The organism is Iodidimonas sp. SYSU 1G8 (assembly GCF_039655775.1).
In the GTDB taxonomy this organism is placed as follows: Bacteria; Pseudomonadota; Alphaproteobacteria; order SMXS01; family SMXS01; genus RI-34.
In genome coordinates this window covers 822,172-840,768 of the sequence record NZ_JBBYXJ010000002.1, presented here as the reverse complement: position 1 = coordinate 840,768, position 18,597 = coordinate 822,172, and the positions used below count along the sequence as shown (strand labels likewise).

Annotated in this window: 17 protein-coding genes; 5 read left to right on the top strand and 12 right to left on the bottom strand. The window is 65.0% G+C overall.

Features of this window, described 5'->3' with window-relative positions; genetic code table 11:
* Window positions 1-53 precede the first annotated feature (53 nt).
* From WJU17_RS14995 to WJU17_RS14940, 12 genes are all read right to left on the bottom strand, one after another.
* On the bottom strand, window positions 54-1,055 hold the full coding sequence (locus tag WJU17_RS14995; protein ID WP_346328209.1) for an LLM class flavin-dependent oxidoreductase: 1,002 nt from the start codon (window positions 1,053-1,055) through the stop codon (window positions 54-56).
* A gap of 84 nt (window positions 1,056-1,139) precedes the next feature.
* On the bottom strand, window positions 1,140-1,703 hold the full coding sequence (locus WJU17_RS14990) for an HPF/RaiA family ribosome-associated protein (protein ID WP_346328208.1): 564 nt from the start codon (window positions 1,701-1,703) through the stop codon (window positions 1,140-1,142).
* Between the two features lie 98 nt (window positions 1,704-1,801).
* Window positions 1,802-2,917 (bottom strand): dihydrolipoamide acetyltransferase family protein, encoded by a 1,116-nt coding sequence (locus tag WJU17_RS14985; RefSeq protein ID WP_346328207.1) that lies wholly within the window; start codon window positions 2,915-2,917, stop codon window positions 1,802-1,804.
* Window positions 2,914-3,894, bottom strand: coding sequence for an alpha-ketoacid dehydrogenase subunit beta (locus WJU17_RS14980; protein ID WP_346328206.1), 981 nt, complete (start codon window positions 3,892-3,894; stop codon window positions 2,914-2,916). The genes WJU17_RS14985 and WJU17_RS14980 overlap by 4 nt, the downstream gene beginning before the upstream one ends.
* The gene (pdhA, locus tag WJU17_RS14975; RefSeq protein WP_346328205.1) at window positions 3,887-4,957 is read right to left on the bottom strand and encodes a pyruvate dehydrogenase (acetyl-transferring) E1 component subunit alpha; all 1,071 of its coding nucleotides are present in this window, start codon (window positions 4,955-4,957) and stop codon (window positions 3,887-3,889) included. Before pdhA ends, WJU17_RS14980 begins: the two co-directional genes overlap by 8 nt.
* Before the next feature lie 116 nt (window positions 4,958-5,073).
* Complete coding sequence (locus WJU17_RS14970; protein ID WP_346328204.1) at window positions 5,074-5,823, bottom strand: SDR family oxidoreductase; 750 nt, start codon at window positions 5,821-5,823, stop codon at window positions 5,074-5,076.
* 99 nt (window positions 5,824-5,922) lie between these two features.
* The gene (locus WJU17_RS14965) at window positions 5,923-7,104 is read right to left on the bottom strand and encodes a cytochrome P450 (protein WP_346328203.1); all 1,182 of its coding nucleotides are present in this window, start codon (window positions 7,102-7,104) and stop codon (window positions 5,923-5,925) included.
* 113 nt (window positions 7,105-7,217) lie between these two features.
* On the bottom strand, window positions 7,218-8,417 hold the full coding sequence (locus tag WJU17_RS14960) for an acetyl-CoA acetyltransferase (RefSeq protein ID WP_346328202.1): 1,200 nt from the start codon (window positions 8,415-8,417) through the stop codon (window positions 7,218-7,220).
* Window positions 8,418-8,419: 2 nt separating this feature from the next.
* Entirely contained in the window at window positions 8,420-9,874 is a 1,455-nt protein-coding gene (locus tag WJU17_RS14955; RefSeq protein WP_346328201.1) for a 3-oxoacyl-[acyl-carrier-protein] synthase III C-terminal domain-containing protein, read from the bottom strand.
* A gap of 91 nt (window positions 9,875-9,965) precedes the next feature.
* Window positions 9,966-10,205 (bottom strand): hypothetical protein, encoded by a 240-nt coding sequence (locus tag WJU17_RS14950; protein ID WP_346328200.1) that lies wholly within the window; start codon window positions 10,203-10,205, stop codon window positions 9,966-9,968.
* A 46-nt stretch (window positions 10,206-10,251) separates the two neighbouring features.
* On the bottom strand, window positions 10,252-13,005 hold the full coding sequence (locus tag WJU17_RS14945) for a PAS domain S-box protein (protein WP_346328199.1): 2,754 nt from the start codon (window positions 13,003-13,005) through the stop codon (window positions 10,252-10,254).
* A 51-nt stretch (window positions 13,006-13,056) separates the two neighbouring features.
* A complete protein-coding gene (locus WJU17_RS14940) occupies window positions 13,057-14,286 on the bottom strand; it encodes an EAL domain-containing response regulator (protein ID WP_346328198.1) in 1,230 nt (409 codons plus the stop codon).
* A 504-nt stretch (window positions 14,287-14,790) separates the two neighbouring features.
* Between WJU17_RS14940 and WJU17_RS14935 the strand changes: the two genes are divergently transcribed.
* From WJU17_RS14935 to cpaB, 5 genes are all read left to right on the top strand, one after another.
* Window positions 14,791-15,711: a sensor domain-containing diguanylate cyclase gene (locus tag WJU17_RS14935; protein ID WP_346328197.1), complete on the top strand. Its 921-nt coding sequence runs from the start codon at window positions 14,791-14,793 to the stop codon at window positions 15,709-15,711.
* A gap of 135 nt (window positions 15,712-15,846) precedes the next feature.
* Window positions 15,847-16,305 carry a MarR family transcriptional regulator gene (locus WJU17_RS14930; protein ID WP_346328196.1) on the top strand — a complete coding sequence of 153 codons (459 nt, stop codon included), beginning with the start codon at window positions 15,847-15,849 and terminating at the stop codon, window positions 16,303-16,305.
* A 588-nt stretch (window positions 16,306-16,893) separates the two neighbouring features.
* A complete protein-coding gene (locus WJU17_RS14925) occupies window positions 16,894-17,061 on the top strand; it encodes a Flp family type IVb pilin (RefSeq protein ID WP_346328195.1) in 168 nt (55 codons plus the stop codon).
* Window positions 17,062-17,229: 168 nt separating this feature from the next.
* Complete coding sequence (locus WJU17_RS14920; protein WP_346328194.1) at window positions 17,230-17,718, top strand: prepilin peptidase; 489 nt, start codon at window positions 17,230-17,232, stop codon at window positions 17,716-17,718.
* Window position 17,719: 1 nt separating this feature from the next.
* On the top strand, window positions 17,720-18,571 hold the full coding sequence (cpaB, locus tag WJU17_RS14915; RefSeq protein ID WP_346328193.1) for a Flp pilus assembly protein CpaB: 852 nt from the start codon (window positions 17,720-17,722) through the stop codon (window positions 18,569-18,571).
* Window positions 18,572-18,597: the final 26 nt, after the last annotated feature.

The window sequence follows — 18,597 nt, the reverse complement described above, 5'->3', positions numbered from 1 at the left end:
CCCCGGTCATGCCTGCGCGAACGGTATTGCCGCCGACAAGTTCCGGCAGTTTCCTAAAGCTTCAGCTTGTCCGGCGTGAAGGCGGCGAAGGTCCGCGCGCTCTCCTCGTCCGACGAACCGGCGAGCGGCGCGATGATATGGGTATGGATGCCGGTCTCGGCGCACCATTGCAGACGCTCGCGGCATTCCTCTTCCGAGCCGATTATGGCGATCTCGTCGACCATCTCGTCCGAGATCGCGCCGGTGGTCTTGCCCCGGTCCTTCTGCGCCCATCCCTCGCGGATGACGGCGGCAGCGTCTTCATAACCGGCCCAGGCGAGGAAATTGTTGTACACCGGCGTCGCGTAATAGGGCGCGAAGGCGGCGCGGAAACGGTCGCGGGCCATGGCCTTGTCGTCGGTCACCAGCACCATGTGCCGGTTCACCACCTCGACCGTCTCGGGATCCTTGCCGCCGTTGCGGGCGCCGATCTTCACATGCTCGATCATCTTCGGCAGAGCGCGCTTGGGCCACAGATTGAAGATCACCCCGTCGCTCACCTCGGCCGCCGTCTCGATCATTCCCGAGCGCAGCGCCGCCATGTAGACGGGAACCGGCACATCGAGCTTCGGCTGGCTGTATCCATGGCTGCGCAGCGTCTCGAGGTCGAAATTGGACTTCTCGCCGGCCAGCATGGACTTCACCATGATCGCCGTTTCCTTGACCCGCGTGACCGGCTTCTGCAGCGGCACGCCGTGCCAGCCATCCATCATGTTCTGGCTCGACGCGCCGAGCCCCATGACGAAACGGCCGGGCAGCACCTGCCCGATGGCGTTGGCCGTCGCCGCCAGCACCGCGGGCGTCCGGGTGAAGACCGGCGTGACCGCGACGCCGAGCCGAAGACGGGTGGTATGATGCGCGATCGCCGCCAGCGTCGTCAGCGCGTCAGGCGCGCCGCCATCGCCGAACCAGCCATCGTCGTAGCCGTTGGCTTCGGCCCAGAGGACACGGTCCACCGTATCCTGTATCTTCGGTCCGCCCGGAAGCGTCACCGCGATGCGTTGCTTCAGCGCCATTGCCCTCTCCTGCCATCATGGTCAATCGGGCGGCAGGCTAGTGGCTTCGCCGCCCGTTGGCCATGGGAAAAGGCCGCGCCTGGATCAGTGGAGTCGCTGGCGCGCGAGCGGGCGGACGGAGACCGCGAGGGCACCCTTCTCGCCCTGACCCTCGACGAACATGACGGCCTGCCCGGCCTCCAGCGAGTCGAAGGCGTCGTCGGAGACGCTCGCCCGGTCGAAATACAGGTCGCGTCCGCCGGGCACGGCGATGTAGCCGTAACCTTCATAAGGATACAGCTTGGCGATGATGCCGGGAGGCGCCGGTTCGTGGTGCTTGATGCGGCTCTTGCGCCGGCGCATGGCGTCCTGCAACTGGCGCTTGGCCGCCGCGAACGCGTCATGGATGGCGAGGTAGACGTCCGTATGCGCCTTGCGGTTGCCGGGCTCGCGGCTGACGACGACATCCTTGTCGCCGGGCAGGGTCACGTGGATGCGGACGTTGAAGGCGTTGCCCTCGTGATGCTGATGGGGTTTGTCGACGACGACGCGGCACGATGTGATGCGATGGTAGAAGTGCTCCAGCTTGGCCGCCTCCTGTCGGATACGGGCCGCCACGGTTTCGGAAGGCTCCAGGCCTTCAAAGGCGATCTCCAGCGGTGTTTCCATGATGCGTCTCTCCTTCATGCCAACCTTGAAAAAACTTTATCCACCTCCCCGCGCCGCTTTGCTTGTGACCGAAAGTCGGCGGTCTCATCATGCGCCTGTCAGCCCTCCTTCTCCAAGTCCTCGATGGCGCCGCGCATGAAGCGCGCGGCCTCGCCCCCGGTGACGACACGGTGATCGAACGTCAGCGACAGCGGCAGGATTCTGTGCACCGCCGGCGCGTAACCGGCGGGCACCACCTTGTGCACGACCCGGCCGCTGCCGACGATCGCCACCTGCGGCGGGACGATGACCAGATGGGCATGCCGGCCGCCCAGCGTTCCGAAATTGGACAGGGTGATGGTCTGGCCGCGCAGATGCTCGAGCGGGATCTGGCGCGAGCGCACGGCCGCCTTGAGCGCCTCCAGCCCGGCCTTCAGATCGTCGCCCGAGCGTCCCGCGATATCGTTGAGCACCGGCACGAACAGGCCGTCCTCCGTATCGACGGCGATGCCCAGATGGATCTTGTCGTGCACGGCGAGCCGCTCGCCCGCGCCGTCGAACCAGGCGTTGAGACCGGGCGAGGCCGCCACGCCCGCCGCCATGGCGCGCACGAGCCGCATCATGATGTCCGCGTCGTCGGCCCAGCATTCGATGTCCGCCTCGTCCATCAGCGTCGCGGGCACGACCGCGCGCCCCGACGCCGCCATGTTCCGGGCCATCGCCCGGCGCACGCCGCGCACCGGCCGCCAGTCCGGACCGGCGCCTGTCGGCGCGCTCCCGCCTGCCGCGGCCTCCACATCGGCGCGGGTGACGTGCCCCTCCGCGCCGGTCGGCACGACCGACGCCAGATCGACGCCCAGGTCGCGGGCCAGCGCGCGCACGGCGGGCAGCGCCTTGATCCCCGAGGCCGAAGCGACCGGCGCCTCGGTTCTCGCCGGCGCGGCCTGTGGCGCGGGCGCGGCGGATACCTGGCCGACCACCGTTCCCGTATCCGCGCCCGCCTCGCGTTCGATCTCGACCAGATCGGCGCCGACGGCGACCGTGTCACCGCTTGCCGCCAGCAGGCGCGCCACCCGGCCCGACCAGGGCGACGGCACTTCGACGACCGCCTTCTCGGTTTCCACCGACACCAGCGGCTGGTCGGCGACCACATGATCGCCCTCGCCCACATGCCAGGTGACGATCTCCGCCTCCTGCAGCCCTTCGCCCAGATCGGGGAGCTTGAACAGGCTCATTGGAACCTCACCGTCTCGCGCGCCACCGCCAGGATACGCTCGACGCTGGGCAGATAGAGATCCTCCATGCGCGGCAACGGCACGACCGTATCGAAACCGGCCACACGGCGCACCGGCGCGGCCAGCGACAGCAGCGCCTTCTCGCCGATCAGCGCGGCGATCTCGCCGCCGAACCCGCCGGTCAGCGCCGCCTCGTGGACGATGACGCAGCGTCCGGTGCGCGCGACGGACTCGAGGATGCTCGCCTCGTCCAAGGGCTTTAGCGTGGCGACATCGATCACCTCGGCCTCGATGCCGTCCCCGGCGAGCGCCTCGGCGGCCGCGAGCGTCTCTCGCGTCATCGCGCCCCAGGTCACGAAGGTCAGGTCCGATCCGCCGCGCAGGGTGAAGCACTGGTCCAGCGCCGCCGCCTCGCCATTGTCGGCGACCTCCTCCTTCACCGCCCGGTAGAGTCGCGTGGGCTCGAGGAAGATGACCGGGTCGGGATCGCGGATCGCCGCGAGCAGCAGGCCATAGGCGCGCGCCGGCGAGGACGGGATCACCACCCGCAGGCCCGGCATGTGCGCGAACATGGCCTCCATGCTTTCCGAATGATGCTCCGGCGCCTTGATGCCCGCGCCGGTCGGCATGCGCAGCACCATGGGACAGGTCAGCCGCCCCCGCGTCCGGTTCCTAAGCCGGGAGGCATGGTTCACGATCTGGTCGACGGCCGGATAGACGAACCCCATGAACTGAATCTCGGCGACGGGCCGGAACCCCTGCGCCGCCAGCCCCACCGCCATGCCCGCGATCAGCCCCTCCGCCAACGGCGTATCGCGCACGCGCGCGGGACCGAACTCCGCCAGCAGGCCATCGGTGGCCCGGAACACGCCGCCATCCTTGCCCACGTCCTCGCCCAGGGCCAGTACCGAGGGATCGTCCCGCATGGCGCGGGCCTGCGCGAGCGCCACCGCCTCGACCAGGGTGATCTCAGCCATGGGCGTCCTCCAGCAGCGCGCGCTGTCCGGCGAGCGAGGGCGGCAGCGCCGCGTAGAGGTAATCGAACATGTCGGTCGCGGGCTGCGGCGGCAGGGCGAGATAGGCCTCGGCGGCCTCGTCCACCTGCGCGCGTACTTCGCGGATCAGCGCTTCCTCGTCCGTCTTGGCCCACCACTGGCGGCCGACCAGATAGTGGCGCAGACGCAGAACCGGCTCCTCCTGCCAGCGGGTGCTGACCTCGGCGTCGTCGCGATAGCGGCGTGCGTCGTCAGCGGTGGTGTGATCGCCCAGCCGGTAGGTCAGCGCCTCGATCACCTGCGGGCGTCCCTGCCGGGCCTGCTCCAGCGCGCGCTCCATCACATGCCGGACGGCGATCACGTCGTTGCCGTCCACCCTGATGCCGTCGATGCCGGCGGCGACCGCCTTCTGGGCCAACGTCGGCGCCGCCGTCTGCATGCTGACCGGCTCGGAGATGGCCCATTGATTGTTGTTGATGACGAAGACGGCCGGCAGCTTCCAGACGCCGCAGGCATTGATCGCCTCGTAGAAATCGCCCTTCGAGGTCGCGCCGTCGCCCAGCACGCACACCGCCGCCCGCGCCTCGCCGCGCAACTGGAACGCCATGGCGACGCCGACGGCGTGGGTGGTCTGGCTGGCGACGGGAATGGCGACGGGAAAATCCTCGCGCGGCCCCTTGAAGTCGCTGCCGCGCTCGTCGCCACTCCAGTATTGCAGGATCTCGACCATGGTGACGCCGCGCCACAGCATCGCCCCATGGTCCCGGAACGCGGGCAACAGCACGTCCGAGGCCTGCATCGCCGCGCCGAGACCGACCGAAACCGCTTCCTGGCCCAGCGACGACGCATAGGTGCCGAGACGCCCGGTGCGCTGCAGCGAGACCGCCTTCTGGTCGAAGGTCCGCGTCAGCACCATCGCCCGGTATAGACCGATGAGAACGTCCCGATCATCGAGTTCGGCCGGAATGGAGTCGAGAACGGCGCCGGCCTTGTCGAGATACGCAATGACGGGCGGCGGAGAATATCCCTGGCAATCACCCGTCATGCGCACTCTCCCGTTTCCGCTCGTCCCATCTCCGTCAACGCGCACCGTATTCCCATGGTTCTGATAATGGGTTGCGCGGGATCAAATTCCAGAGGGACGCACCGCGAGGATCGGGATCAGCGGACGTTGGTCTGGCCGCCATCGACCGGAATCAGCTGACCGGTGATGAAGCGCGAGGCATCCGAGGCCAGGAAGACCATCACCGGTCCCAGATCACGGTCCGGGTCGCCATATTGCTGCCCCATGGCGATGGTGCTCACATTCAGCCAATAGCCGGCGGCCTTCTGGTCTTCCGTGGCGCGGGCCGCGGCTTCCTCGAACATGGGGGTCGCGATCGCCGGCAGGATGGCGTTGACCCGGATGTTGTCGGCGCCCCAGGTGCCTGCCGCCGTCCGCGTCCAGGAGTGTACCGCGCCCTTGGAGGCGGAATAGGCCGCCGCCGACGGTTCGGGCCGCAATCCCGAGATGGAGCCGAAATTGATGATGGCGCCGCCGCCCGCCGCCTTGATGTAGCCATGCGCGGCCTGATTGGTCAGCACGGTGCCGCGCACGTTGACGGCGAACATGAGGTCCCAGTCCTCCACGCTGACATCGCTGGCCGAGGACGAGCGCTGAATCGCCGCCGGATGCGCCAGCGCGTCGAGCCCGCCCAGACGTTTCACCGCTTCGGCGAACGCCGTCGTCACGCTGTGCTCGTCGGAGACGTCGACGTGCAGATAGCCCGCCGTGCCCGGACCCCTGGCGTTGGCCTCCTCGGCGACGGCGACGCCGGCGTCGTCCCTCACATCCATGCCGATGACGTGGGCGCCGGCGCCCACATAGGCTCGAACGGTGGCCGCGCCCATGCCGCGGGCCGCACCGGTCACGATAATTCTCTTGTTGCGCAGGTCCATCATGTCCTCCCCAATTTGTCTCGGTATCGAACGGGCTGTTGACTCAATCCCTCGCGCTTGGTCCTGACATGACTAGCGCGGGCGGGCGGCCTTGACGGGTAGCTTGCGCCGTCCCCAGAACAGGAACGGTCCGATCCGTTCCCCCTCGTCGATCATCTCCAGGGTCGGGCAACGTTTCCGCAACGCCTCCAGCATTACCTCGGCCTCCAGCTTGGCCAGCTCCGCGCCAATGCAGAAGTGGATACCCAGGGCAAAGGACATGATCTTTCGGATCGGACGGTACACATCGAATGTGTCGGGGTTCTCGAACATTTCGGGATCCCGATTGGCCGCCGCATAGTGGATCATGATTTTGGTGCCGGCGGGGATTCGTGTTCCCGCGATCGTCTCGTCATCGGCCGTGGTGCGGAACATGGCGAGCAGCGGCGGGTCATACCGCAAGCTCTCGTTGATCAGATTTTTGATATCGATCTTGCCGGCGCAGAAATCCGCCCATTGGTAACCGTCGCCCAGCAGACGCATCATCACGTTGGTGATCAGCGAGGTGGTCGTTTCGTTGCCTGCCACGAACAGCTGCAGAACCAGCGATACCGCCTCCGCGTCGCTCAGCTCCTCCCCGTCCCGGCGGGCTCGGGCAATGCGGGCAAGCAGACCTTGATCGCCGAGATCGTCATGCCTTTGATGCATCAGGTCGATGAGGTAATCGCGCATGCGCATGAGTTCTTCCGCGTAAGCGGACGGGTCCTGCGCCGAGAGCGCCGCGACCGAGGTATCGGACCATTTCTTGAACTGCCGGAGATCGTCGGTCGGCACGCCGAAAATCTCGCAGATGATCGTGACCGGCAAGGGGAAGGCGAAATCGTCGTGAAGGTCCCAGGTCTCCTTGCCTTCGACCGCGTCGAGCAGCTCATCGGCGATGCCCTCGAGCCGGGGGCGCAGTCTGGCGATCGCGCCGGGTTTGAAATCGTCCTGCACCAGGCGGCGAAAGAAGGTGTGCATCGGCGCGTCGGAGACGATGCCGCTGGGCGGCACGAAGTTCGGCCCCTGGCCATGACCGCTCAGGAACCGCGTGGGGTTCATGAGCACGTGGTTCACATCCTCGAAGCGTGAGACGACATAAAAGGGCGGCCGGAACTTCCCATAGAGGCGGCAGCGGTCCCCGGCGTAAAGGCGCTGGATGGCGACGCCAGGATCGGCCATTTCCTCCCGCCCCAGGAAGTCGAGTTGGGCTGCGTCGCAGGCCTGATCGGTCATGCCATCTTCTCCAGAGTTGCCGCGGCAACGCCCTCGATGCCGATCGGCCCTTCGCTCCATGAACGGTCTTCAGATCCGGGCCCCCGGCACCATGCCGCAGGCCCGGCGCACGTTCAGCTGTACCGGCCGATCACCGAGATGGCCGACACGTTCTGGTGCGGCGCGCCGCCCAGATTGTGGGTGAGGCCGAAGTTCGGGTTCTTCAGCTGGCGCGGCCCGGCGCGGCCCAGCAGCTGCAGATAGACCTCGTAGACCATGCGCAGGCCGGACGCGCCGATGGGATGGCCGAAACACTTCAGGCCGCCATCGATCTGGCACGGCACCGGGCCGTCCGCGTCGTAGAAGCCGTCCATGACGTCCTTCACCGCCTGGCCTTCCGCCGAAATGTAGAGGTCCTCCATGGTCACCAGCTCGGTGACGGAGAAGCAGTCATGCACCTCGATCATGCTGAGTTCCTCGCGCGGATTCTTGATCCCCGCTTCCTCATAGGCCTTCTTGGCCGCGACCCGCGTGGTGGCGAAATGGCTGCCGTCCCACGTGTTGAACGCGCTCTCGACGCCGTCCGACAGGCACAGCTGAAGCGCCTTGATGGTGACGATGTCGTGCTTGCCGAGACCCTTGGCGATATCGGGCGTGGTGACGATGGCGCAGGCGGACCCGTCGCTGACGCCGCAGCAGTCGAACAGGCCGAGCGGTTCGGCGATCATCGGGGCATTCAGGATCGTCTCCATGGGCACGGCCTTCTGCAGGTGCGCCTTGGCGTTCTTGGCGCCGTTCTGGTGGCTCTTCCACGAGACGTGGCCGATGGCCTCCTTCAGGTCCTGGGCGCTGACGCCGTGCTTGGCCGAATAGGCGGTGGCGAGCTGGGCGAAATTGCCCGGCGCCGACCCGTTCGGCACCCACAGATCGGGCAGCGGACCGCGCGAGCCGGCCGGCAGGCCGCCATAGCCCGTGTCCTTCAGCTTCTCGACGCCCAGCGCCAGCGCGATGTCGCAGGCGCCCGAGGCGACGGCATAGGTCGCGCCGCGCAGGGCTTCGGTGCCCGTGGCGCACATGTTTTCGACGCGCGTCACCGGAATGCTCGACAGGCGCAGCGTCGTCGACAGCGGCAACGCCGACGCGCCCACATGCACCCGGTCGAAGGCGGTGCCGAACCATGCCGCCTCGATCTGTCGCTTCTCGATGCCGGCGTCGGTCAGCGCCTCATTGAACGCCTCGACCATCAGATCCTCGGCGTTCGCGTCCCAGCGCTCGCCGAACTTGCTGCAACCCATGCCAATGATGGCGACCTTGTCGCGAATTCCCCGTGCCATGATCAGGCCTCCTTGCCTGTTGAAAGCGGTGCCGCTTTCCAGAAATAGCGGCGATATCCCCGGTCCTTGTCGAAATCCTTGATGCGGAACATCATCTTGAGGCCCGATCCGACCTCGATCTGACCAGCGTCGGTATCGGTGAAGCCCATGAGAACGCGCCCGCCGGTTTCGAACTGCACCTGGCCGTAGAAGAAGGGCGGGCTCGGATTGTAGGACAGCCAGTCGGCCGTGAACGACATGACCCGGGCCGGCGAGTCCGCGAACGAATAGGGCTCCTGCGAATCCAGCGCCTGGCAGTTCGGGTTGACGCAGTAGTGGCCGCGCGGGAACTGCACCGTGCCGCAGACCGTGCATTTGCCGCCGGTGAAGCCCGTGACCATGTCCTTGTTGCGGTATTCGCTGGTCAGCGCCGTCTTGTTGTCCATTTCGCCGCGCATGCCCCAGTCGAGGCGCACATTGTCCTGGAACGACAGGAACTTCATGTAGTCGTCTTCCCGTCGGCCCCGCGCCAACGCGCCGGAGACGCCCTGCCGCTTGGACAGCGCGGTGATGGCATCCGTGACCTCGAGCAGGATCGCGTCGGCGCCCTGGCCGAACGACGCCACCAGGATGAGATCGCCGGGCGCCGCCGTTTCCAGCGCCGCGACCAGCATCAGCAGCGCATGAGCCGCGCCCGTGTCTCCGCACACCTCGCCCAGCGTGTCGGCGACGGCGGCGGCGGGAATGCCGAAATCCTTGGCGATCTTGTCCGGGATGCCCTTCATGGTGCAGGGCATGACGAAACGGGCGATGCCGCTGGCCGGCACGCCTGTCTTGTCGAGCACCGCCTTGATCGCCTGCGGCACGATCTTGGAATAGCCTTCTTCGCGGACCCAGCGTTCCTCCCAGCCATAATCGAAATCCTGGCCTTCACCGCGGAAATGATCGACGAAATCCGTCGTGACCGTGTGGCTGCCGCGCAGCACGGCGATCTCGTTCTGGCTGCCGACCGTCAGCGCCGCCGCGCCGTGGCCAAACTGCATCTCGCTGGCGCTGGCCGGCCGCGCCTTCCGCGCGTCGGCGGCCGCGAGCAGCGTCTCGCCCTCGCTCGCGCCGCGCAGCGCGGCGATCAGCGCCGATGTCCCGGCGCGCTGGGAGCCGGCGACATCGAGAGATGAAATGCCATGGCCCAGATTGAGCGCCGCCGCGATCACGCCGGCGTTTTGCCGGTCGAGGAACGGCAGGGTGGTCGAAGCGAAGTACACGCCGTCGATGTCCTCGCGCGGCCGGTCCGTCAGGCAGTCCCGCGCCGCCTCGACCGCCATGGTGATGGCGTCCTCGTCCCAGTTGCACATGGCCCGTTCGCCCTTCGCCAGCGCGCGCAGGCCGGGCATCGCCCACTTGTGAGCGGCCGCGATGCTGGCCCGGTTCAGGCGCAGCCTTGGAATATAAGCGCCGAACGACGTGATCCCCGCCATGCGGTAAGTCCTCCCCTTGTTCCCGACTGGGAACGCAGCTTAACGGTGCCGCACGGAAAGCTTCAAACCAAAACGCCGCACAGGTAGTGGGTCAGTTTGAAATTTCGTCGTCCGACACAAAGCCAAACCCCTCGGTCCAATGATCCTTGCCGAGCTCGTAAGGGTGAATTTCGAAACCGAGAGGGTAGTCTCGGAAGCCGGGTTGATCTGCTACGCGCTTGATCGCGGCCGTCGCACCGCGCTTCGTTTTGTATATGCCAATCAGCTTGAAGTCGTCTGCGTATTCATCGTCCGGACGAACGTGGTAGAGAACAAAAACTTTCTCACGCATCTTGCTCCCCGCTTCGAATAACCGACCCACCGCCGCCGCGCGCGCGTTAAACCGTCGCCTGATGGATATTCTCGACCCGTGCGTCCAGCTGGGTGCGAAGCTGGCGCGACAGCTCGGCCTTGCCGAACGGCTTGCGCAGCAAGGCAAAGGGCTTGGCCAGCTTTCGATTCCGGTCCATGGCGTCCTCGGTGTAGCCGGACATGAGCAGGATGGCGCACTGTGGGAACGCCTCGTTGACCTCCTGCGCGAACTGGATGCCGTCCTTGCCATTGGGCTGCAGCACATCCGTCAGCAGCAAATGCGGGCGCAACCCTTCATCGAGCATGGTCTGCGCCTCGGCGGCGCCCGGCGCCTGCCGGACGACATAGCCGAGGGACTTGAGCGCGCCGACGATGACGCTGCGCACTTCCTCGTCATCCTCGACGACCAGCACGGTTTCGCCATCGCCCAGGATGGTGGCCATGGAATCCTCTTCCTCCAGCGCCGCCGATGCAGCCCGGAAGGCGCGGGGAAGGCGCAGCAGGACCATGGTGCCCTGGTTGATCTCGCTCTGAATCTCGATGTGTCCGCCGGACTGCTTGACGAAACCATAGACCATGCTCAGGCCCAGGCCGCCGCCGCGCGTCGAGTCCTTGGTACTGAAGAAGGGCTCGAACGCCCGGTCGAGCACATCCTGCGTCATGCCTGTCCCGGTATCCCGGACGGCGATCACCACATAAGGGCCCGGCGGCAGGGTCGGATGCCGCATGGCGGCCATTTCGCTGATGGTCTCGTTCGAGGTCTCGATGGTCAGCGAGCCGCCCTCTTTCATGGCGTCGCGCGCGTTGATCGCCAGATTGAGCAACGCGTTCTCCAACTGGGCCGGATCGACCAGCGCATCCCAGACGTCTTCCGCCAGATCGTTCCGAATCTGGATGTGCGGCCCCAGCGTGCGGGTCAGCAGCTCGGTCATGTCGGCGACCAGCTTGTTGATCGAGGTCGGCTCGGGCCTCAGCAGCTGCTTGCGCGAGAACGCCAGCAGGCGCTGGGTCAGCTCGGCGCCGCGGCCGACCGCTTTCAGCGCCGCGGCGACATAGCGATCGACGGAAGGATCGCTGGCCACCACCTCGCGCAGGAACTCGATGTTGCCCTGCACGGCCATCAGCAGATTGTTGAAATCATGGGCGAGGCCGCCTGTCAGCTCGCCGACGGCCTGCATCTTCTGCGCCTGCAGCAACTGCCGCTCGATCTCGCGCTGTTCGGTCAGATCCTCGCCGGAGCCGAGCACGCTGATCACGTACCCGCTCTGGTCGCGGATCCGCGCCAGGTTCCAGCCGATGACGCGCCGCTGACCGTTGCGGGCCCGGATCTCGTTTTCCAGATAGGGCAATTCCTCGCCGTCGCCGGCGACGATCTCGGCGAAGGCCCGCTTGGCCTCCTGGCGGTCGGCCGCGTCGACCAGCAGGTCGAACCAGTTCTGCCCCACCAGTTCCTCTTCCGCGTAGCCGGTGACTTCCGACCCCTTGCGGTTGAAGCGGGTCACCTTGCCCTGCCGGTCGAACGCCACGATGATCGAGGCGGCCACGTCGAGATACTGCTCCGCCCGCGCCTTTTCCCGGTGCAGGTCCTCGGTGGCGATGATCCGGTCGGTGATATCGATCACGACGCCCTCGAGCGCCTGGACCTCGGTCTTGCCGGAGAATTGCGGGGTGCCCTGCTGCATCAGCCATTTCACGTCGCCCTTGCGGGTGACGACGCGGAAGCTCACTTGGAACGGCCGCGCCAGATTGATGGCCTCGAGCACCTCGCGGCGGACGCGCTTGTCGTCCTCGGGGTGGATCAGGCTGGCGAAGGCGACCAGTCGATTGTCGATCAGCGCCTCGGGGGAATAGCCGAGCACTTCGAAACAGCCCTTGGAGATGATCTCCATGGTCCAGAACGAATCGTTGCGGCACCGGAAGGCGAAGCCGCCGGGCAGGTTGTCCATCAGCGTGACCAGACGCCGCTGGCTCTCGCCCAGCGCCTTCTCGGTTTCGCGCTGGGCGGTGATATCGACGCAGGAGGCGATGGCGCCGATGGCCTCGCCCTGCGGGCCGCGCACCAGGCTGGCCGAAACCTGGGCGACGCGGACGCTGGAGTCGAGCCGGGTGGCACTGGTGACACCGATCCAGCGTCCCGTATCCATCAGCGTCTGCCAGATTCGCGCGGCTTCCCCGGGCTGGCCCCAGAGCGCCTCGGTCCGCTGGCCTTCCAGGTCCTCGGCCCTGTCATAGCCCAGCATGTCGGCGAACGCGCCATTGGCATAGCTGACAACACCATCGAGGTCGAACATCGCCAGAGGCGTGAGCGCCGCCGCCATGGCGGCATGGCGGATACGCGCCTCTTCCTCGGTCCGACGCCGGCGGGTGACGACTTCCGTCATCATGACCAGCCCGGCCACTTCCCCCGTCTCGTCGCGCAGCGGCCGCACTTCCCAGTGCACCCGTTCCTTGCGGTCATCGGCGCGAAGGAAGACGTCTTCGGACGAGAGAGTTTCGCCCTTGAGGCAGCGGGCATGCGTGTCGCGCCACAACGCCTCGGAATCGGGCATGACATCGTAAAAGCGCCGGCCGGTCAGATCCTCGTCGCCAAGGCCATATTCCTCCCGCCACCGGTCACTGAGGCCGAGGAAGCACAGCTCACGGTCAAGAATGGCGATGGCGGCGGGAACGTGCCGGATCAGGGCGTGCGACAGGGTGCGAAGCGCAGCCGCTTCCTTTTCACGTCGCTGGCTGGCGGCCATGGACGGCAGGATCCGTTCCAGAACCCCTCGGCGCCTCATGGCGCGGGGCGCTGCGCGACCAGGCCGCCGGACGAGTCCCGGCAGAGCCTGTTATGATATCCTGCGGGTGCCATCCAACGCGGACGCCGTACCGATCCGGCGCATGATGTCCGGCAACCCGACAGGCCGGCTGAAATAGAAGCCTTGGGCATAGTCGCACCCCAGTTCGATCAATCTGTTGGCCGCCGACAGGGTTTCGACGCCTTCGGCGCAGACGCGCATGCCCAGATTATGGCCCAGATCGATGATCGACCGGACGATGGTAAAGGCTTCGTCGTTCTGATCCATCTCGCTGACGAACGACCGGTCGATTTTCAGTTCGGTGAACGGCATGCGGTAGATCTGGATCAGCGAGGAAAAACCGGTGCCGAAATCATCGAGCGACAGGCCGAAACCCTTCAGGCGGAAACGGCTGAGCACATCCATGAAGTGCGGGTCTTCTGTCACCGCCGAATTTTCCGTGATCTCCAGGATCATCTGGTCGGGCGAGACGCCGACCGCATAGGCCTTCTCGGCCAGACGGTCGGGCAGGTCTAGATCGGCGAGGGTCGATGGCGAAATGTTGACGGCGACATTGAGCCGGACACCGCGCGACTTCCAGTGGGCCAGCGCCTCGATGACCTGGCGGAAGACCGACTGGGTCAGCGGCTCGATCATGCGGGAGTGCTCGGCCACGGGAATGAACTTGACCGGCGACACCATGGCCCCGTGCGGATTGCGCCAGCGGGCCAGCGCCTCGAAGCCCATCACCTCGTAAGGAGCATCGTCGACGGTCAGCGTCAGCAGGTCGCCGCCGGAATCGCCCGTCCGGTCGCCGGCGAGCCGGACCTTGGGCTGGTAATGCACGAACAGGTGATCGTCGGTGATCGCCTGTTCCAGATCGTGAACGGTGAAATCCCCGGACTCGCGCAGGTGCTTGCGCAGCTCGTCCTTCAGCGTGGTCACCGAGACCGGCTTGTTGAGCGCGCCGACGATGGTGAGGCCGAGCGAGACGCCAAGCCGTTCGGCCGTCTGCACCACCTTGGGATCGAAACCGCTGAGCAACCAGATCTTGGCCTTGCAGCCGCGATCCGCCAGGAACCGCAACACCTGGATGCCATCCACATTGGGCAGCACGAGATCAAGCACCATGACATCGGGTTCGCTGGCATCGACGACGAGCTTCAGCGCTTCGAAATCCTGCACCGCGGACGCGGAAAAGCCGACCTGCTGCGCCGCCTCGACCACGAGTTGGCCCACAAGATCGTCATCGTCGATAACTACGAGCGTTTTGTCGCCCACCCGGACGGCCCCCCTTGCCAATTGTTCTACCGGCCCCGACTTACGTCAGAAATTCTCGGCAAGCGTGTTAATCCGGGCTCATCGTAACCGCTGCGACTGATTTTGCAAAACATGAAATTCCGCCGCCGGCATGAGGCAAACCGCGGGTTATTACGGTCAAAGACGAGAAATATTTCAAATCCGCAATATTACTTGCGTGTCAGTAATAGTGGCCGCTCTGTCGGTCAAATTTGGATCAAATAAATTGATTTGTACTGAATACAGGAATCGATAGTCTGGCATGGGTAAGCGGGCGTCACCTCTCCCGCGCCGCCCGCATCAGACGCAACCGGACGCACGCGGGGGCAATTGATCTGCGGACTAGTACAATTTAGGCGACAACCAGAGACTTCGGCACGCATCGCCGCCCTCCCCGGAGGACGCGGCGCCCCCCAAAATGGGGACCTTGAGCAATGGACGCGGCAGCCCCGGGCCGCCGCATACGGGACGCTAGAGAGAACCACCTTGATCGAACTGGACAGGGATAAGCTCGCAGGCCTGATCGCCATGATCGAAGATGCCGGTCAGGTCGGCTACTGGCAGTTCCACACCGCGGACGACACGTTCAGCTGGTCGCCGCAGGTTTATCGGATCCACGGACGCCGGAGCCGGCAGACCGACATCCCCCGGGCGGAAGCGTTGAGCGATCTGCATGCCGATGACCGCGGCCTGGTCGAGGACTGTCTGCTCGCGGCCGCCCTGCGCGGCGAGGAGTTTCAGCTGGACGCGCGCATCGTTCGCGCCGATGGCAGCGTCCGTTACGTCAAGATGGCGGCGCGCCCGTTCGACGGCCGCACCGGCACCCGGGATGTCCTGGGCATCCTGATCGATATCACCGAATTCAAGCGCACCGAGAACAAGCTGCGGCGCCTCGCCGAGACCGACCCGTTGACCGGCGCGGTGAACGTCCGCCGCTTCGAGGCCATCGCGACCGCGGAACTACGGCGCAGCGCCCGTTTCGGCAAGCCGGCGTCGCTGGCGATCATCGACATCGATGGCTTCAAGGGCATCAACGATACGTTCGGTCATCCCGTCGGCGACGAGGTGCTGCGCAAATTCGTGAGGACGATGACGAACACCCTGCGGGAGGTGGACGTGGTCGCCCGCATCGGCGGCGACGAGTTCGCGATCCTGATGCCCGAGACCACGGTGGACGAAGCAACCCGGCCTCTGGAGCGGATTGCCTCGCTTAGCCGCACCCTGACCATGGACCGGGACAACCTGACTATCTGCCTGACCTTCAGCGCCGGCATTTCGGCGATGACGCCCGAAACCGATTTGCGCGAGATCCTGCGGTCGGCCGACACGCTTCTGTACCAGGCCAAGCGCACCGGCCCGAGCCGGGTCGAAACACTCATGCCGGAAATTCGCCAGCGCGTATCCTGATCATGGCCGCGAGAAGCGGCTATTACCTTATCACTGGCCGGTTATATCTGGCGCGAGCGCTTGTAGACTTGCGCGGAACGTGCCAAAAACTGCATTCTCATTGCTCCTGAATGGAGGCCATCTAGGGAATGCTTCGTGACCGACGCCTATGCTGATCTGATCGGACTGATCGAACGCCTGCATCGCCGCTGCCTGGACGTCATCAAGGCGGAAATCGACCGCCACGAAATCCGGGACCTCAACGCGGCGCAGGCCATGATCCTGTTCAACATCGGCGAGCGCGAGCTGCCGATGGGCGAGTTGATCGAGCGCGGCTACTATCTCGGCTCGAATGTTTCCTACAACATCAAGAAGATGGTCGAGAACGGCTACGTCATCCAGACGCGTTCTCCCTATGACAGACGCTCCTTTCACGTCCGCAGTTCGGAACGCGGCCGCGAGATTTGCCTGCGCCTGGAAAAACTGTTCGAATGGCATTCCTCTCAACTCTTCGATGGCATGCAGATGGAAGCGGAATTGACCCAGACGCGGGAATCTCTTCTGAAACTGGAAAGCTTCTGGTCTTCCTCGCGGCACACCATGCCCGTCCGCTAAGCGGCCCTTCCCGATCACGTCCCATCTCCCGTTGATCGATTCGCCGATTCGGGCGAATCGAAGGCGATCATCGCCCGATTCGCGCCGCAATCCGCTTTCGGCGCATTTATGATGACCTGAAGTCCGTCACCCCGGGTGATCGGCCCTCGTAGCGGCGCCGCCCATCTCCCCTCGGCCTCCCCTGTTTCGCCTCGCCCCATCCCCTCGGCCTATGCCTTTCGGGCTGGCGTTACCGCTGCCGCGAGCAGTCCTCCATCGCGCGCCGAGACGCCGTCAGAACCGGGGTTTTCCGCCATATATTGTGGCGATCCTGTGTCATAATCGCGGATATAGCAGGCCACATTTGGCACCAGATCGCGGCCAAATGGGGCGAAAGCCGGCCCAGGCGCCCCTGCAGAACCGCTGGCGCCAACTATACTTTAACAATCCAAAGACAATAATTTGTTTCAATTTTTATATTTGTTTTTATTAATAAAAATATTTTGCGAAGTACTTTTGGATGTGGCTTTTATTACTTGTCTCGGCGGAACCAAGGCGAACACGCACCAGCCGAAACGGACAAGCAACCAAGGACTGGAGGACTATACAATGATCAATCTCATCAAGACCTATATCGGCGACACCAAAGGCGCGACCATGATCGAATACGGACTGATCGCCGCCCTGATCGCCGTCGTTCTCGTCGTGGCGCTGCAGACCGTCGGCACCAACCTCGATCTTCTGTTCGACGAAGTCGGCAACCAGGTCGCGCTCTAATAATCGACGTCACTCATCCTGGCATTCCAGTTCTCGGAGATCAGGATCGGACGGCAGACCGGATCGGGACGCGTCAATTTGGTCATCTCCCATTGACAATTGGCGCTCTCCCCGACCCGCTGCCGTCCGACGTGACGTTCAAGACCCCCGTCGAAGGGTGGCGCATTCATGTCGGGCATCGGTAGCGCACAACTCGTCTTGCTGACAGCATTTCTCGGTGTGCTGGTCTGCTGCGCCATCGAGGATTGCCGGTCGCGAAACATCTCGCACTGGGCAATCCTGTCCATCGCCGCCTTGTATATTCCCTATGCCGCCGCCGGCTTCGCGTCCTGGCAGAGCGGTCTGATCGCCGGGGCCATCTTTCTGGTCGCCGGCTTTGTCTTTTTCGGCCTCAAGGTCATGGGCGGCGGCGATTCGAAGATGATCGCGGCCGTGGGCCTGTGGGTCGGCACGGGACAGATCGATGTCTTCGTGTTCTACACAGCGATCGCGGGAGCGGCCGTCGCCGTGACCATCCTCGCGGCACTTCGCCTCGGCTTGCCGACGCAAAGCGCCAGCGCCGTCCCCGAAACCGCGCGCACCGTGCCATACGGCATCGCCATCGCCTTCGGAAGCGTGGTAGCCGTGGGTCAAACAGTTCTGGAAAAGGCCAACTGAGATGAAAGCGCGCTTCATCATCCTGCTTGCCATCAACATCGCGCTGGTGGTGGGCGTGCTTCTGTTCACCCAGTCCTGGATGGCGAGGAACAGCAAGACGCAGACCGACGCGAACGCCAACATGCCGCCGCCGCCAGAAATGGTGGAGGTGCTGACCGCGACCGAAGCGCTGGTTCCCGGCACCTTGCTGAAGCCGAACCACGTGGAGTGGACGCCCTGGCCCAAGAACAATCTGTCCGATGCGTTCATCAGCAAGACCAAGGACACCGAGGAGGCGAAAGTCTCCGAGGCCGAAGCGTCCATCGTCGGCGGCGTCGTCCGCTTCAACCTGTCGAAGGGGCAGCCCCTCGTCGCCGGCCTTATCGTGAAACCGGGCGAACGCGGCTTTCTCGCCGCCATTCTCGAGCCCGACAAGCGCGCCATGGCCATTTCGGTTACGGCGTCCTCCAGCGGCGCCGGCCTCATTTTGCCCGGCGACCGGGTCGACGTGCTGCTGACCCAGACCATCGAGATCAAAACCGAGGAAGAGGATCTGAAGCGCAAGGCCAGCGAAATTCTTATCTCCGACGTCCGCCTGCTGGCGCTGGACCAGAAAATCACCAGCGATCCCGCCGCGCCGGAAGTCGGCCGGACCGCGACGCTCGAAGTAACGCCGCGGGATGCGCAACTGCTCGCTCTCGCCGAAGAGATGGGTAAACTGTCCCTGGTGCTCCGCAGCATTCAGACGACGGAAAACGATCATCACGGGCGGATGGCCACTTGGGACTTCAATGCCTCGATGGCCCTGGGATCGGAAACAAGCAAGGTCAGCGTGCCCGCCGTGATACGCGGCGGCACGACCAACAAGAACTAGGAACTGGCGACAGTTCACACCGGGGG

Excerpts from the sequence above, each read along its gene's own strand:
- WJU17_RS14995 (WP_346328209.1), bottom strand. The coding sequence starts at position 1,055 with ATGGCGCTGAAGCAACGCATCGCGGTGACGCTTCCGGGCGGACCGAAG.
- WJU17_RS14990 (WP_346328208.1), bottom strand. The coding sequence starts at position 1,703 with ATGGAAACACCGCTGGAGATCGCCTTTGAAGGCCTGGAGCCTTCCGAA.
- WJU17_RS14985 (WP_346328207.1), bottom strand. The coding sequence starts at position 2,917 with ATGAGCCTGTTCAAGCTCCCCGATCTGGGCGAAGGGCTGCAGGAGGCG.
- WJU17_RS14980 (WP_346328206.1), bottom strand. The coding sequence starts at position 3,894 with ATGGCTGAGATCACCCTGGTCGAGGCGGTGGCGCTCGCGCAGGCCCGC.
- pdhA (WP_346328205.1), bottom strand. The coding sequence starts at position 4,957 with ATGACGGGTGATTGCCAGGGATATTCTCCGCCGCCCGTCATTGCGTAT.
- WJU17_RS14965 (WP_346328203.1), bottom strand. The coding sequence starts at position 7,104 with ATGACCGATCAGGCCTGCGACGCAGCCCAACTCGACTTCCTGGGGCGG.
- WJU17_RS14960 (WP_346328202.1), bottom strand. The coding sequence starts at position 8,417 with ATGGCACGGGGAATTCGCGACAAGGTCGCCATCATTGGCATGGGTTGC.
- WJU17_RS14955 (WP_346328201.1), bottom strand. The coding sequence starts at position 9,874 with ATGGCGGGGATCACGTCGTTCGGCGCTTATATTCCAAGGCTGCGCCTG.
- WJU17_RS14950 (WP_346328200.1), bottom strand. The coding sequence starts at position 10,205 with ATGCGTGAGAAAGTTTTTGTTCTCTACCACGTTCGTCCGGACGATGAA.
- WJU17_RS14945 (WP_346328199.1), bottom strand. The coding sequence starts at position 13,005 with ATGAGGCGCCGAGGGGTTCTGGAACGGATCCTGCCGTCCATGGCCGCC.
- WJU17_RS14925 (WP_346328195.1), top strand. The coding sequence starts at position 16,894 with ATGATCAATCTCATCAAGACCTATATCGGCGACACCAAAGGCGCGACC.
- WJU17_RS14920 (WP_346328194.1), top strand. The coding sequence starts at position 17,230 with ATGTCGGGCATCGGTAGCGCACAACTCGTCTTGCTGACAGCATTTCTC.
- cpaB (WP_346328193.1), top strand. The coding sequence starts at position 17,720 with ATGAAAGCGCGCTTCATCATCCTGCTTGCCATCAACATCGCGCTGGTG.